Here is a 14,366-nt window from a genome sequence, read left to right as displayed (position 1 = left end):
CCCCTGTGGGAGCGGGCTCCGTGCTTTACTCGCTGTAATGGCGTACACAGGAGTGAAGAATGAAAGGCATGAAGCTGCTGGCCTGCGTGGCAGGGCTGCTGGCAGGCATCGCCCACGCCGATGAGCGGGATGTCTGGATGTTCGCCCAGTGGGCAGGCGACCACCCGACCCGTGCCTTCCGCCAGATGTTGGTGGATGCTCGTCTCTATGGCGTGGTACCGATCCATCAACTGCTACGTTCGGCCTCCGACTGGCGCCTGTGCAGGGCCTCACCTTTCGCCGTGCCGCCGGCCACCCAGTGGCCCCAGGTGCGCGCTACCCTGATGCTGCTCAAGACCCTCGACGAACAAGGCATCCTGCGCCAGTTCGAGGTGGTGTCGGCCTACCGTGACCCGCGCCTGAATGCCTGTGCCGGTGGCGCGGTGGGCAGCGCCCATACCCGGGCTTTCGCGGTCGACGTGCTGCTGCCTGCCTGGGCCGACCCCAACCCGCTGTGCCGGTTCTGGCAGCAGCATGGCCAGGCCTGGAACATGGGCCTGGGGCGCTACCCTTCCGGGCGCATCCACCTCGATACGGCCGGCTATCGCACCTGGGGCGGCGACGGCCGCTCGGGGTCGTCGTTCTGCACCAGGCCCAGGTGAGCCAGGCACGCCTGGCATTCGCCCGCCACCCACTCGGCGAAGCGCTGGCGCTTGCTGCCGTCATCCAGAGGCAAGGGGCTGAGCAGGTGGTAGGCCGAGCCGTCTCGCAGGAAGCCGAAGGGCGCTACCAGTTGCCCGCTGTCCAGTTCGTCACGGACCATCAGCGCTGACGCGATGGCCAGCCCCAGCCCTGCGCTGGCGGCCTGGATCGACAGGTAGAAATGCTCGAAGTCGCTGCGCTCGGTGTGGTGCGCCTTCTTCCCGGCCAGGCGCTGCCAGGTGCTCCAGGCGTCAGGGCGGGTGGCGCTGTAGAGCAGGCGTTGGTTGTCGAAACCCGCGTCCTGGCCTTGCCGGCAGACCGGGCCGATCCACTCCTCGCAGATCTTCAGGCTGTGCAGTTTCCGTTCCCAATGAAAGTCGTCGCGCCGCAGCGCCAGATCTACCCCGGCACGGCTGAAGTCCAGCGGCCCGCCTGCGGCGACCAGGTGCAGCTGCAAGTCGGGATGGGCAGCATGGAACCGGGGCAGGCGAGGGATGAGCCAGCGCATGGCGATGGTTGGCTCGCAGGACATCACCAGCACATTGTCTTGCGTCTGCGCTTGCAGGCGCTGCACCGCGCCTTCGAGCTGCTCGAAGATCGACTGGGTGGTGCCATGCAGGCTGCGGCCGGCCGGTGTCAGGAACAGGGCTCGGTTACGCCGCTCGAACAGCTCGATGCCCAGGCTTTCCTCCAGCAGGCGTACCTGGCGGCTGACGGCGCCGTGGGTCACGTGCAGGTGCTCGGCGGCGCGCACGAAGCTTTCGGTCTGGGCGGCGATATCGAAATAGCGCAGGGCGGTGAGCGGGGGCAGTTTCATGGTCGTGTGTCGTCTGTGGCGGCCCAATCGCGGGGCAAGCCCGCTCCCACAAAGGCTCTCTGGGCTCTTCCCTGTGGGAGCGGGCTTGTCCCGCGATTGGGCCAGCAAGGCTTACGCCTGTCTGTGAAAAAAACTAGCAGGTCTGCCGCACTATAAATCGATTTTTCGCCACGAATAAGCCTTCGATAATCAGCGCACTGTGCATTTTCATCGCCAATCGAGGAGCTTTTTCCGTGAATGAACTGATCGCCGTCGCCCTGTTCACCGTGCTGGCCGTCATCAGCCCAGGGGCCGACTTCGCCATGGTCACCCGCAGCAGTTATGCCCAAGGGCGCACGGCTGGCCTGGCCGCAGCCTTGGGGATCGCCCTGGGCGTGCAGGTGCATGTGTTGTACACCGTGCTTGGCATCGCCGTGATCATCAGCCAGAGCCCGGCGCTGTTCCTGGCCATGAAAGTGGTGGGAGCCGGTTACCTGGTCTACCTGGGCTACAAATCATTGACCAACACCTCACGGATCTCACTCGATGGCATCGGCCAGAGCCCTCGGGCTGGCGTGCTCCAAGGCCTGCGCACAGGTTTTCTGACCAATGCGCTGAATCCCAAGACGATGCTATTCGTCGTCAGTGCCTACACCCAGGTGGTGCGGCCGGGCAGCCCGCTGGCGCTGGATTTCGCCTATGGGGCATTCATGTCGTTCGCCCATTGGGCATGGTTCAGCCTGGTGGCGGTGTTCTTCTCGAGCGACGGATTGCGCCAGGCGATGATCGAGCGACAAGGGGTGGTCGACCGGGTGATCGGCGTAGCCCTGATCGGGCTGGGCCTGGCCGTGGTAGTGGCGGGCGTGCGTTGACGGTTTTTTCAGCGCAATAAAAAAGGGCTTATCTTTCGATAAGCCCTTTTTTGAAGGTGGTGGCTACACAGGGACTTGAACCCCGGACCCCAGCATTATGAATGCTATGCTCTAACCAACTGAGCTATGTAGCCGACTTGGCGCGCATTATTAGCTCGAATCGCGACTCTGTCAACACTCGTTGTAAAAAAAATTTCCAGCCTTTCAAACGCTTAGCTGGGCGGACCGCTCGGTGTGCCCGCCAACCTGCAAAGAATGCGCTGCGCAGACTGGGTAAGTCGAGGCGCGGGGCGGCCAATCGCATAAAAAGGTAGCTAAGTATCTAGTTCTTTCCTGATAATCGGATCCCAAATTCGCGGAAAGGACATAGTCATGGCCATCAGCAGCGCCCAGACCTCCACCGGCACCAGCACCGCCGCACAGGCCACCCCACTGGTGATGCGTATCATCGGCTTCTGTGCCCTGGCGCACCTGATCAATGATTTGATCCAGGCGGTACTGCCGGCCATCTACCCGATGCTCAAGGCCAACTACAACCTGAGTTTCGCCCAGATCGGCCTGATTACCCTGACGTTCCAGATCACGGCGTCGCTGCTGCAGCCGTGGGTTGGCTTCTTCACCGACCGGCGACCGGCGCCGAACCTGCTGCCGTTGGGCACGTTGTGCACTCTGGTGGGGATCGTGATGCTGGCATTCGTGGGCAGCTTCCCGATGATTTTGCTGGCATCGGCGTTGGTGGGCATCGGCTCCTCGACTTTCCACCCCGAGACCTCGCGCATCGCCCGCCTGGCGTCGGGAGGGCGCTTTGGCCTGGCCCAGTCGACTTTCCAGGTCGGCGGTAACGCCGGCTCTGCCCTCGGCCCGCTGCTGGCGGCGGCCATCGTCATTCCCTTCGGCCAGAGCCATGTGGCCTGGTTCGGCCTGGCCGGGCTGTTCTTCTTCGCTGTGACTTTGTTGCTGCGGGGTTGGTACAAGGGCCACCTCAACCAGTTCAAGGCCCGCAAGGCCGTACAGGCCAGCCATGGGATTTCGCGCCAGCGTGTGATCCTGGCGTTGGTGGTGCTGGGCCTGCTGGTGTTCTCCAAGTACTTCTACATGGCCAGCTTCACCAGCTATTTCACCTTCTACCTGATCGAGAAGTTCGGTGTGTCGGTGGCAAGCTCCCAGCTGCACCTGTTCCTGTTCCTTGGCGCGGTGGCGGCCGGTACCTTCTTCGGCGGGCCGATCGGTGACCGGATCGGGCGCAAGGCGGTGATCTGGTTCTCGATCCTGGGGGTGGCGCCGTTCACCCTGGCCCTGCCGTACGCCGATCTGTTCTGGACCAGCGTGCTCAGCGTGGTGATCGGCTTCATCCTGGCCTCGGCGTTCTCGGCCATTGTGGTCTATGCCCAGGAACTGGTGCCGGGCAGCGTAGGCATGATCGCCGGGATCTTCTTCGGCCTGATGTTCGGTTTCGGTGGCATCGGCGCGGCGCTGCTGGGCTACCTGGCTGATTTGCGAGGTATCGAGTACGTCTATGGGCTGTGTTCGTTCCTGCCGCTGTTTGGCGTGCTGGCAGTGTTCCTGCCTTCCACCGGTAAACGCTGATCGTCTCAAGCCCAATGGGCTGGGTGATTTACCACGAGGGCCTTGGCGATTGACGCGTCAAGGCCCCTTGGCCTAGAGTGCCGCCTCCTTTCAATTCACGTAGTCGATGCAATGCGCCGTTCCCAGAGCCTTCGCCTTGTCCGCCAGCCTGTCATCCAGGCGGTGCGTCGTGCGTGGCCAAGCGACACGGTGCTCAAGCGTCGGCGCAGCGTGCTGTTCGCCTTCACCTTCTCGCCACACCTTGCCCTGAACTGATCCTGCGCCCCTGCGTGTCCGCCTGCCGGCGTGGCTGCGGGTGGCTGCGTTCGCACATCTTTCCAGTGGTTTTTCCAGCCGTCCCGGCCCAGGGTGCATGTGGGCGGCGAGCAAGGAGCGGTAATGAACATGCGTTTGCTGGCGGGCCTGTTGTTCGCGGTGTCGGTGGTGGGGTTCAGCCTGGGGGCGAGCCTGCCGCTGGTGTCGTTGCGTCTGCACGAGGCGGGGGCAGGCACCCTTGAGATCGGTATCATTTCGGCCATCCCCGCGGCGGGCATGATGCTCTCGGCGTTCATGGTCGATGCCTGCTGCCGGCACCTGACCCGGCGCACCATCTATTTGCTGTGCTTCAGCCTGTGCACCCTGAGCATCGCGTTGCTCGAAGGCGCCTTCACCTCGATCTGGTACCTGGCGCTATTGCGCCTGGCGCTGGGTATCGGCATGGGCATCGCCATCATCCTTGGCGAGTCCTGGGTCAACGAGCTGTGCCCGGAGCACAACCGCGGCAAGATCATGGCGCTCTACGCCACCAGCTTCACCGGTTTCCAGGTGCTGGGGCCGGCCATGCTGGCGCTGCTTGGGGCCAGCAGCCCGTGGGTCACGGGCGTGGTCACCGCCTGCTACGGCCTGGCATTGCTGTGTATCCTGCTGACCGTCCCCAACGACCATGTGCAGCACGAGGAAGGCGAAAAGAGCTTTGGCCTGGCCGGGTTCTTCCGGGTCGCGCCGGCGTTGTGCGTGGCGGTGCTGTTCTTCTCCTTCTTCGATGCCGTGGTGCTGTCGCTGCTGCCGGTATACGCCACCAGCCATGGTTTTGCGGTGGGTGTGGCGGCGTTGATGGTGACCGTGGTGTTCGCTGGCGACATGATCTTCCAGTTGCCCCTGGGCTGGCTGGCCGACCGGGTCGAGCGTACCGGGCTGCACCTGGTGTGCGGTGTGGTGGCCATGGCGATCGGCATCGGCCTGCCGTGGCTGCTGCAGATGAGCTGGCTGCTATGGCCGCTGCTGGTAGTGCTGGGCGCCGTGGCTGGGGGCATCTATACCCTGGCGTTGGTGCTGATCGGCCAGCGCTTCAAGGGCCAGGACCTGGTGACGGCCAATGCCAGCGTTGGCTTGCTGTGGGGTGTCGGCAGCCTGGTCGGGCCGCTGGTCAGCGGGGCGGCGATGGACGTGGCGCCGCACGGGCTGCCCATGGCCTTGGCGGTGATGGCAGGGTTGTTCGTGTGCTTCGCCCGGCAGTCGTATCGCCGGGCAGGGAAGCTGCGGGCTGTGACAGACTGAAGCGCCATTACCTGCGCAAGAACCGTCGTTCTGTCGATGACAGGTTGGTCTAAGCTGGTCTTTTTCCGATCACTCGAGGCTATCGCGCATGATCCACGCCGACCTCTCGCCCTCGGCCTATCGCCAGGCCACGGACTTCCTCGCGGCGTTGGACCCGGACTGGGCCCGACACATCGCTGCAATCGGCCCGTGCCAGCACAGCGCTGTGCCAGAGCGCGAGCCCTTCGAGGCGCTGGTGCGGGCGGTGGCCTACCAGCAGTTGCACGCCCGGGCGGCCGAAGCGATCCTGGCGCGCTTGCTGGCGTTGTACCCGGGGGGCGCCTTCCCTAGCCCCGAGCAACTGTTGGCCACGCCGCCCGAGGTGTTGCGTGGCTGTGGCTTATCCGCGAACAAGCTGGCTACGGTGCAGGGGATTGCCCAGGCGCGCCTGGACGGTATCGTCCCCAGCCGCGAGCAAGCGCTGGCGATGCATGACGATGCGCTGATCGAACGTCTGGTGAGCCTGCGTGGCGTCGGGCGCTGGACCGTGGAGATGCTGCTGATCTATTGCCTGGAGCGCTCCGATATCCTGCCGGTGGACGACTTCGGCGTGCGCGAGGGGTATCGTCGGCTCAAGGGCATGGACAAGGCGCCGACACCGGCGCAGATGCGTTCGCTGGGAGGTGGCTGGAGCCCGTATCGGACCGTGGCGTCTTGGTACCTGTGGCGCGCCTGAGCGTGTACGTATCCCCATCGCCGGCAGATTGCCGTGCAATAAACGGAGCGCCAGCCCCGACCCAGTCTGTCAGGCTTGCAACATCAGCCGCCCAGGAGAGATCTCATGAAGCCTGCCACCGCCTACGCCACCGACGCTGACCGCTGGCTCGCCGTGCAACGCCGCGACTTGGCGGCCAGCGGCCATTTCGTCTATGCCGTACGCACCACGGGCGTCTACTGTCAGCCTGGCTGCAAGTCGCGCCTGGCCAAGCGTGAGAACGTCGAATTCTTCAATGATGCCGACGCTGCCGAAGCGGCCGGCTATCGCGCCTGTCGCCGCTGCACGGAGGGCAAGGCCCTGCAGATGATGCGCCGCACCGAACTGGTGGCCCGCGCCTGCCGCCTGATCGAGGCCAGCGAGACCCCACCCCACCTCGACCAGCTCGGTGCGCAGCTGGCCGTCAGCCCCTTCCACTTGCACCGCGTATTCAAGGCCGAGACCGGGCTCACGCCCAAGGCCTATGCTTCGGCCTATCGCGCCCGGCGCTTGCGCGAGCGACTCGACGACTGTGCCAGCTCCGTGACCGAGGCCATCTATGACGCCGGATACAACTCCAATAGCCGCTTCTACGAGAGCGCCGGCCAACGCCTGGGCATGCGCCCGAGGGAATACCGGGCCAAGGGCGCGGGCTCGACCATTCACTTCGCCATTGGCCAGTGCTCGCTCGGGGCGATCCTGGTGGCGCAGAGTGAACGGGGCATCTGCGCCATCCTGTTGGGCGAGGACCCTGAGCGCCTGCTCAAGGACCTGCAGGACCAGTTCAGCAAGGCTCGGCTGATCGGCGGCGACGCTGGTTTCGAACGCCTGGTCGCCGAAGTGGTGGGGTTCGTCGAGCAGCCGGCCCTGGGCCTGGCGCTGCCGTTGGACGTACAAGGCACGGCCTTCCAGGAGCGCGTCTGGCAGGCGCTGCGCGAGGTACCCGCCGGCAGCACCGTCAGCTACACCGACATCGCCGAACGCATCGGTGCACCCAAGGCCGTGCGCGCCGTCGCCCAGGCCTGCGCCGCCAACTGTCTCGCCGTGGCCATCCCCTGCCACCGGGTGGTACGCCGTGACGGCGACCTCAGTGGCTACCGCTGGGGAGTGGAGCGTAAACGGCAATTGTTGACACGAGAAACGGCACTCACCTGAGCGCTGCGAGCAGCGTAGAATCCCCGCCCAATCGAGCGTGTAAATAGGGGAATTCGATGAGGCGCCTGAGCCTTTACCGTTTTTGTGTAGCAACGCTTGCCGTGCTGTTGTGGGTAGCCACGCCAGCCTGGTCGGCACAGGTCGGGCCGTTGAGCGCCGGTGAACTGCCCACGTTGGACGAGAACGCCAGCCTGGAGCAGTTGAGCGACCGCCTGGACCAGGTCCGCCAGGGGCTTACCAGCGAGGCGAACGATGACCTGCTGTCCCAGCTGCGTCAGGCCGCCTTGCAGGTGCAGCGCCAGGCTGACGCCCTGGGCACGCAACGCACCTCCGACGTGGAGCGCCTGGACGACCAGCTCCAAGTGCTCGGCCCGGTGCTGCCCGACGAAGCCGACAGCATCACCCGCCAGCGCAAGCAGTTGAGCGATGAAAAGAAGTCGGTACTGGCCGAGCAGCAGCAGGCGGTGAAGCTGACCCAATCGGCTCGTGACCTGGCCACGCAGATCGTCAACCTGCGCCGTAGCCAGTTCAACTCGCAGGTCACCACCCGTGCCGCCAGCCCCCTGAGCCCAGCATTCTGGTCGAGCCTGATCCGCCCGACCGACGAGGACGTGGCACGCCTGCGCGACCTGCGCGGGGAGGCCGCCGATGCCGTGGCCAGCGCCTTCAGCGCCGAGCACCGCTGGCTGTTCATCAGCAGCCTGGTGGCGGCCCTGCTGGTATGGACACTGGTGCGCAAGGTGCTCGAGCGGCTGCTGGCCGATGCCATGATCCGCTGGCTGCCCGAGGGCCGCCTGCGGCGCAGTGCCCTGGCCTTGAGCGTCAGCCTGGCGACCCTGAGCACCATCGGCGGCTCGGTATCGCTGGTGCGCTGGGGGCTGGAGAACAGCGCCGCGCTGGGCAGCGACATCGCCAGCCTGATCAACCATATCCTCACCCTGGTGGTGTTCAGCGCCTTCATCGCCGGCCTCGGCCGCGCCATGCTGATGTTGCAGCGCCCCTCCTGGCGCCTGCCGCCGATCCCGGACGAAGTGGCCAGTGCCCTGGGCTGGTTCCCCCAGGTCCTGGCCCTGGCGCTGATGGTGCTGCTGACCCAGGAGCGTATCAACAGCGTGATCGGCACCAGCCTGGCGCTGACCGTGGCCACCAACGGCCTGACTGCCCTGGTGGTGTCGCTGATCTTCGTTGCGGCGCTGGTGTGCTACCGCCGCGCCCGCACACGGCACCAGTTGGAGCGCCCGCCTGGGTTGGCCGGGCTGATTCCGTTCGTGATCGTGGTCTGGGTGGGGCTGATCCTGCTGGCGCTGCTCACCGGCTACCTGACCCTGGCCTACTTCCTCACCGCCAAGCTGCTGTGGATCAGCGTGGTGGCCACCTGCGCCTATCTGCTCATCACGGTGTTCGGCGACCTGTGCGAAACCCTGTTGTCGCCGCGCCAGCCCAGTGGTCTGGCATTGTCCGCGGCCCTTGGCCTGCAGCCACGGCACCAGGCCCAGGCCAGCACCATCCTGGCGGGCATCGGGCGTACGTTGTTGCTGTTCATCGCCGGCCTGCTGGTACTCATGCCCTCGGGCACCAGCCCCGGCGAGCTGCTGCTGAGCCTGGCGGAATGGGACGGCAGCGGGGGCAAGGTGCTCGGCAACCTGAATATCGTGCCGCAGGACATCTTCCTGGCCGTGGCCATGTTCCTCGGTGGGCTGTTCGCCATCCGCGTGGTCAAGCGTTGGCTGAGCGAGCGCCTGCTGCCGGAGACCGACATGGATGCCGGCATGCGTGCATCCCTGGTGACCCTGGTCGGCTACCTGGGCTTCCTGTTCCTGGCCATGCTGGTGATGTCGACCCTGCGTATCAACCTCACCAGCCTGACCTGGGTGGTCAGTGCGCTGTCGGTGGGTATCGGTTTCGGCCTGCAGCAGATCGTGCAGAACTTCATCTCCGGCCTGATCCTGCTCACCGAGCGCCCGGTCAAGGTGGGGGACTGGGTGAGCCTGGCCGGGGTGGAGGGCGACATCCGTCGGATCAACGTGCGCGCCACGGAAATCCAGATGTCCGACCGTTCCACGGTGATCGTGCCCAACTCGCAGTTCATTTCCCAGAACGTGCGCAACGTGACCATGGGCAATGCCCTGGGCGTGGTCGGCATCACCCTGACCCTGCCGCTGGATACCGACGCGAACAAGGTGCGTGACCTGCTGCTGACGGCATTCCGCGAGCATGAATCGATCCTCGATGCGCCGGCGTCGTCGGTGACCTTCAAGGACCTCACCGCCAGTGGCATGGTGCTCAGCGTCAGTGGCTACGTGGCCAGCCCGCGGCAAGTGTCGGGTGCGCGCAGCGACCTGCTGTTCACGGTGTTGGGGCGGTTGCGGGAGGAGGGGATCGCGTTGTCGTCGCCGCAGAGCATGGTATTGGTGCAGGAAGGCGCACAGCCGGCAGAATGAGGCTAGGGGGCTGCTGCGCAGCCCTTTCGCGGCACAAGGCCGCTCCTATTAGGAGCGGCGAATGCAGGGGTCAATGCTGCTTCGCCCGTCTGATCCTTAGCAGGATCATTCCCAGCAGCAGCATCACCGGCACTGCCATCCCCAGCAATGCCTCGCGCGCCGTCAGCCCCGCGCCCAGCACGTTCAGCCCGCCATACAGCAGCTTGAACAGGTTCAGCAGGTAATAGGTGATGGCAATGATCGACAGCCCTTCCACCGCCCGCTGGATCTTCACCTGGGCATCGGCGCGGGCATTGAGGCTGCGCAGGATCTCGGCGTTCTGCTCCTCCATCTCCACCTGCACCCGCGCCTGCAGCAGGTCGCCCAGGTTGGCGACATTCTTGGCCAGTTGCTCCAGACGCTGCTCGGTGGCGGCGCAATAGCGCACCGTCGGTTTGAAGCGTCGCTCGATGAACACCCCCAGCCGCTGGCAATCCCCCACATGGCTTTCGCGCAGCTCGGCCAGGCGCTCGAACACCAGTTGCGCATAGGCCTGGGTCGCACCGAAGCGATGGCGGGTCTTCACCGTACGGCTGACCACTTGACGGGAGAGGTGGGCGATGGCTTCGAGCAAGGCCTTGGAGTCGTGGCCATCGACGCTGGCGCTGCGCTCGGAGAGGCTCACCAAGGTCCGGTCGAAGGCGTCCAGCTCCTGGCTCAGCGCCTTTGCCGTGCTGAGGGTGAGCGAGGCCATCATGCGGTAGGTCTCGATCTCCAGCAGGCGGCGGATCATCCGGCCCTGGCGGTAGGCGTTGAGGCGGCGGTTGACGAACAACAGGCGGTTGGTGCCGTCCTCGGTCAGGCGAAAGTCGCTCCACACCACCGCATCGCCGCCACCGACCAGCGAGCCGCAGGGGTCCTTGAAACCGTAGCGCGTCAGGTCCAGGCCCTGTTCGCCAAGCACCAGCACCTGCACGGCATTGATCACCTGATGTGCCTGGGGGGCTATGGCTTCGGCCAGAACCTGGGGCAGCGCCTGCCAGCCGGCATCGTGGGTGGCACAGGGCACCACCAAGGTCAGCGTGAAGAACTCGGCGTGGCGCTCCCATTTGAAGGGGTTGCCATCCAGCCGGGTAATACCCTGGGCGGCCTCCCTATCGACGGCGTCCGGACAGCAGCGTTGTAGCAGGGCCAGGCAGGCGGCGTCGTCGCCCAGCACGGCCAGATGATGGACATGGGCGGGTTCGTCGAAATACAGCGATGGACGAGCGTGCAGTTCGTTATGCAGGGCAGTGCGTTGCGGATGCATGGGAGGTCTGGCCTGGTGTTGTGATTGTCGAGGCTACCAGGGATGGGACTTTGGTGCGTCGGATAAAAGTCACGGGCTGCGACAATTCCCCGCATGAAAATCCAGATTCCTCATCCCTACAGTTAAGCCTTATCGTCCATCGCAGGCTCCGCCAGCTCCCCAGGGACAGTGCCGTTCTCGAGACTGGCGCGTCACTGGTGGGAGCCGGCTTGCCGGCGATGGGGCCCTAACTGACAGGCACTCGCCTGCAGCTTGGTTTCAACCCAGGCAACGCGTCACATGCTTGACCGACTGGTACGCCGACAGCCCCCAGGGCCCGAGTTCGCGGCCGATGCCGCTGCCCTTGGTCCCGCCCCAGGAGGTCTCGACGAACACCGCCTGCACCGAGTTGATCCATACATGGCCAACCTCCAGTGCGTCGGCCACACGTTCGGCGCGGTCCAGGTCGGCGGAGCATACGGTGGCGACCAGGCCGAAGCGGCTGTCGTTGGCCAGCGCAATGGCCTGTGCCTCGGTGGCAAAGCGGCGGGCGCACAATACCGGACCGAAGATCTCTTCGTTCCACAGGCGGCTACCTTCCGGCACATCGCTGTACAGGGTCGGGCTGACGAACCAGCCCTCGCGGTCCAGCACCTGGCCACCGGTGAGGCAATGCAGGCCTTCTTCGCGGGCAATGGCGAAATAGCTGGCGACCTTGAGCCATTGTGCCTGGCTGGTCAGCGGGCCCATGGCGACGTCCTCGACCAGCGGGTTGCCCACGTTCATCTGTTCCAGGGCCGCCTGCAGGCGGGGTAGCAGGGTATGGGCGATGCCGTCCTGGACCAGCAGGCGCGAGGTGGCCGAGCACATCTGCCCGGCGTTCCAAGTGATGCCGGCGACGATCCATTCCACGGCCTGGTCCACGTCGCAGTCATCGAACACCACGATCGCCGACTTGCCACCGAGTTCCAGGGTGACGGGGCGGCACTGGGCTGCAGCGGCGCGCATGACCTGGCTGCCCACCCCGTTGCTGCCGGTGAACGACAGCTTGTCCAGCCCGTTGTGGCCGCTCAGGGCTGCGCCGGTCTCGGCCTTGCCATTGACGATGTTCAGCACGCCGGCGGGCAGGCCCAGGGTGTCGGCGATCTGGCCGTAGGCCTGTTCGATCAGTGGCGTGATCTCCGAAGGCTTGAGTACCACAGTGCAGCCGGCAGCCAGAGCCGGGGCGAGCTTCCATGCGCTGGTCACCAGGGGGAAGTTCCACGGCACGATCAAGCCGACCACGCCCACCGGTTCAAGGCGCGTACGGGCCGTGAAGCCGGGGGCGGCCAGGGGGACCTCGCGATTCTTGCCAGGCAGCTGCTCGGCAAGGTCTGCGTAGTAGGCGAACGTGGCCACGGCATCGTCCAGGTCGATCTCGGCTTCGTGGCGTGGCTTGCCGTTGTTGCGCATCTGCAGGGTAATCAGTGCTTCGCGGCGTTGGCCAAGTTGTTCGGCGAAGCCACGCAGCAGCGCGGCACGTTTGCCCGGAGCAGTGGCTTTCCAGGCGGGCAGGGCGCGCCGGGCGGCAGCCACGGCCTGGTCGACCTGGGCGGTGCTGGCGGACATCAGCTCGGCGAATGGCTGGCCCAGCGCGGGGTCATGCACGGTGATGCAGTCGCTGCCTTGGCCTTCGACCCAGCGGCCGTCGATGTAGTGAGGTGTGGTCATGATCGGGTTCCAGTCAGGCGGTTTCGGCGGTGGTTACCGGCGTGCGCGGGGCGCTTTTGCAACGCACCCAGCGTGGGCCATGGGGGCCATAGACGCCGGCGGGTTCAGGGAACAGGTTGAGCAGGACGATGTACAGCAGGCCAGCCATGCCCAGGGTGACCGGCAGGCTCAGGTCGATTCCGCCGGCCAGCTCGCCCAGTGGGCCGACGAACTGCCCTGGCAGGTTGACGAAGCACAGGCCCACCGCTGCGCTGGGGATCCAGGCGCCCATACCGCGCCAGTTCCAGCCATGGGTGAACCAGTAGTGCCCGCCGCGTTGGCCGCGGGTGAACACCTGCAGGTCGTCGGCATGGTAGAAGCCGCGACGGGTGACCAGGCCGAGAATCATGATCACCATCCAGGGGCTGGTGCAGGTGATGATCAGCACGGCGAAGGTGGACACGCTCTGCACCAGGTTGAAGGTGAAGCGGCCGATGAAGATGAAGGCGATGGCGGCGACGCCTATCAGCAGGGTCGCGCCGGCGCGGCTGAGCAAGCGCGGGAATACGCTGGACATGTCCAGGCCGGTGCCATACAGCGAAGTGGTGCCGGTGGACATGCCGCCGATCACCGCGATCAGGCACACCGGCAGGAAGAACCAACCCGGCGAGATCGCCAGCAGGCCGCCCACATAGTTATTGGCGGCGATGTAGTCCGGGGCCTGGGTGGCGACCAGGGTCGCGGTGCACAGGCCGAACAGGAACGGGATCAGTGTCGCCGCCTGGGCGGCGATCACGGCCAGCATGATGCGCGCCTTGGGCGTCTGGCGCGGGATATAGCGCGACCAGTCGCCGAGGAACGCGCCGAACGACACCGGGTTGCTCATGGCCAGGATCGCCGCGCCGACGAAGGCGGCCCAGAAACCGGGCTGGCCGAGGTTGACGCTACCGGCGAAGTGCACGTCGAAGGGGCCGGCGAAAGCCAGGATGCCCAGCAGGAACAGCAGGCTCGATGCCCACACCGCGATCTTGTTGACCCACAACATGAAGCGGAAGCCGAAGATGCACACCACCAGCACCAGCACGGCGAACAGGCCGTAGGCCAGGCCCAGGGTCAGGTCGGTTTCCGGCAGCCCCGCCAGGCGCTTGGCGCCACCGACCAGGGCGTCGCCTGAGCTCCACACCGACAGCGAGAAGAACGCCACGGCGGTGAGCAGCGACAGGAACGAACCGACGATGCGCCCATGCACGCCGAAGTGTGCGCCGGACGACACCGCATTGTTGGTGCCGTTGAGCGCACCGAACAGGCCCATGGGGGCGAGGATCAAGGCCCCCACCCCGACGCCGAGCAGGATGGCCCACAGCCCGGCCTGGAACGACAGGCCGAACAGTACCGGGAAGCTGCCCAGCACAGCGGTGGCGAAGGTGTTGGCACCGCCGAAGATCAGGCGGAACAGGTCCAGTGGGGTCGCGTCGCGTTGATCGTCGGGGATCTGTTCGACGCCATTGGTCTCGATACCGGTCGAATGGCTCATGGCAAGGCTCCAGCGCGGTTGTTGTGAGTCGGCGCGGTGCGCGGACTTTCTTGTGGTGCGTTGGCAGTGCGGCAG

The 14,366-nt window shown here is 65.6% G+C and carries 12 protein-coding genes and 1 tRNA gene; 8 read left to right on the top strand and 5 right to left on the bottom strand.

Annotation, left to right across the window (positions count from 1 at the left end):
* Positions 1-68 precede the first annotated feature (68 nt).
* Entirely contained in the window at positions 69-641 is a 573-nt protein-coding gene (locus AC1MHZ_RS06620; protein ID WP_084858636.1) for a D-Ala-D-Ala carboxypeptidase family metallohydrolase, read from the top strand.
* On the opposite strand, the gene AC1MHZ_RS06615 is transcribed toward AC1MHZ_RS06620, so the two are convergent.
* Positions 581-1,498: a LysR substrate-binding domain-containing protein gene (locus AC1MHZ_RS06615; RefSeq protein WP_465001449.1), complete on the bottom strand. Its 918-nt coding sequence runs from the start codon at positions 1,496-1,498 to the stop codon at positions 581-583. The two genes, AC1MHZ_RS06620 and AC1MHZ_RS06615, sit on opposite strands and share 61 nt — an antisense overlap.
* Before the next feature lie 233 nt (positions 1,499-1,731).
* Here AC1MHZ_RS06615 and AC1MHZ_RS06610 point away from each other — a divergent pair, with 233 nt between their 5' ends.
* Entirely contained in the window at positions 1,732-2,349 is a 618-nt protein-coding gene (locus AC1MHZ_RS06610) for a LysE family translocator (protein ID WP_084858610.1), read from the top strand.
* Positions 2,350-2,406: 57 nt separating this feature from the next.
* Here the strand turns inward: AC1MHZ_RS06610 and AC1MHZ_RS06605 are convergent.
* Positions 2,407-2,483 (bottom strand) — tRNA-Met (locus tag AC1MHZ_RS06605).
* Positions 2,484-2,721: 238 nt separating this feature from the next.
* On the opposite strand from AC1MHZ_RS06605, the gene AC1MHZ_RS06600 reads away from it, so the two are divergent.
* The 6 genes from AC1MHZ_RS06600 (at position 2,722) to AC1MHZ_RS06575 (ending at position 9,801) form a co-directional block, all read left to right on the top strand.
* Positions 2,722-3,936, top strand: coding sequence for an MFS transporter (locus AC1MHZ_RS06600; protein ID WP_084858609.1), 1,215 nt, complete (start codon positions 2,722-2,724; stop codon positions 3,934-3,936).
* Positions 3,937-4,047: 111 nt separating this feature from the next.
* Entirely contained in the window at positions 4,048-4,191 is a 144-nt protein-coding gene (locus AC1MHZ_RS06595) for a hypothetical protein (RefSeq protein ID WP_172403057.1), read from the top strand.
* Between the two features lie 123 nt (positions 4,192-4,314).
* Positions 4,315-5,472: an MFS transporter gene (locus tag AC1MHZ_RS06590; protein ID WP_324816369.1), complete on the top strand. Its 1,158-nt coding sequence runs from the start codon at positions 4,315-4,317 to the stop codon at positions 5,470-5,472.
* An 88-nt stretch (positions 5,473-5,560) separates the two neighbouring features.
* Positions 5,561-6,187, top strand: coding sequence for a DNA-3-methyladenine glycosylase family protein (locus AC1MHZ_RS06585; protein ID WP_084858607.1), 627 nt, complete (start codon positions 5,561-5,563; stop codon positions 6,185-6,187).
* A gap of 105 nt (positions 6,188-6,292) precedes the next feature.
* Positions 6,293-7,360: a bifunctional DNA-binding transcriptional regulator/O6-methylguanine-DNA methyltransferase Ada gene (ada, locus tag AC1MHZ_RS06580; protein ID WP_084858606.1), complete on the top strand. Its 1,068-nt coding sequence runs from the start codon at positions 6,293-6,295 to the stop codon at positions 7,358-7,360.
* 56 nt (positions 7,361-7,416) lie between these two features.
* Entirely contained in the window at positions 7,417-9,801 is a 2,385-nt protein-coding gene (locus AC1MHZ_RS06575) for a DUF3772 domain-containing protein (protein ID WP_084858605.1), read from the top strand.
* 70 nt (positions 9,802-9,871) lie between these two features.
* On the opposite strand, the gene AC1MHZ_RS06570 is transcribed toward AC1MHZ_RS06575, so the two are convergent.
* The 3 genes from AC1MHZ_RS06570 to AC1MHZ_RS06560 all read right to left on the bottom strand — a co-directional run bounded on the left by AC1MHZ_RS06570 (position 9,872) and on the right by AC1MHZ_RS06560 (position 14,291).
* Complete coding sequence (locus AC1MHZ_RS06570) at positions 9,872-11,089, bottom strand: DUF3422 domain-containing protein (protein ID WP_482966153.1); 1,218 nt, start codon at positions 11,087-11,089, stop codon at positions 9,872-9,874.
* Positions 11,090-11,347: 258 nt separating this feature from the next.
* The gene (locus tag AC1MHZ_RS06565) at positions 11,348-12,778 is read right to left on the bottom strand and encodes an aldehyde dehydrogenase family protein (RefSeq protein WP_324816380.1); all 1,431 of its coding nucleotides are present in this window, start codon (positions 12,776-12,778) and stop codon (positions 11,348-11,350) included.
* Between the two features lie 13 nt (positions 12,779-12,791).
* Positions 12,792-14,291: a purine-cytosine permease family protein gene (locus AC1MHZ_RS06560; RefSeq protein ID WP_324816382.1), complete on the bottom strand. Its 1,500-nt coding sequence runs from the start codon at positions 14,289-14,291 to the stop codon at positions 12,792-12,794.
* Positions 14,292-14,366 lie beyond the last annotated feature (75 nt).

Source organism: Pseudomonas sp. FA-1, from assembly GCF_056856075.1.
Note: the sequence above shows the minus strand (reverse complement) of the source record. Positions and strands in the feature narration are given on the sequence as shown.

Coding starts and splice junctions, on each gene's coding strand:
- AC1MHZ_RS06620 (WP_084858636.1), top strand. CDS start 69: ATGAAGCTGCTGGCCTGCGTGGCAGGGCTGCTGGCAGGCATCGCCCAC.
- AC1MHZ_RS06615 (WP_465001449.1), bottom strand. CDS start 1,498: ATGAAACTGCCCCCGCTCACCGCCCTGCGCTATTTCGATATCGCCGCC.
- AC1MHZ_RS06600 (WP_084858609.1), top strand. CDS start 2,722: ATGGCCATCAGCAGCGCCCAGACCTCCACCGGCACCAGCACCGCCGCA.
- AC1MHZ_RS06595 (WP_172403057.1), top strand. CDS start 4,048: ATGCGCCGTTCCCAGAGCCTTCGCCTTGTCCGCCAGCCTGTCATCCAG.
- AC1MHZ_RS06590 (WP_324816369.1), top strand. CDS start 4,315: ATGAACATGCGTTTGCTGGCGGGCCTGTTGTTCGCGGTGTCGGTGGTG.
- AC1MHZ_RS06585 (WP_084858607.1), top strand. CDS start 5,561: ATGATCCACGCCGACCTCTCGCCCTCGGCCTATCGCCAGGCCACGGAC.
- ada (WP_084858606.1), top strand. CDS start 6,293: ATGAAGCCTGCCACCGCCTACGCCACCGACGCTGACCGCTGGCTCGCC.
- AC1MHZ_RS06575 (WP_084858605.1), top strand. CDS start 7,417: ATGAGGCGCCTGAGCCTTTACCGTTTTTGTGTAGCAACGCTTGCCGTG.
- AC1MHZ_RS06570 (WP_482966153.1), bottom strand. CDS start 11,089: ATGCATCCGCAACGCACTGCCCTGCATAACGAACTGCACGCTCGTCCA.
- AC1MHZ_RS06565 (WP_324816380.1), bottom strand. CDS start 12,778: ATGACCACACCTCACTACATCGACGGCCGCTGGGTCGAAGGCCAAGGC.
- AC1MHZ_RS06560 (WP_324816382.1), bottom strand. CDS start 14,291: ATGAGCCATTCGACCGGTATCGAGACCAATGGCGTCGAACAGATCCCC.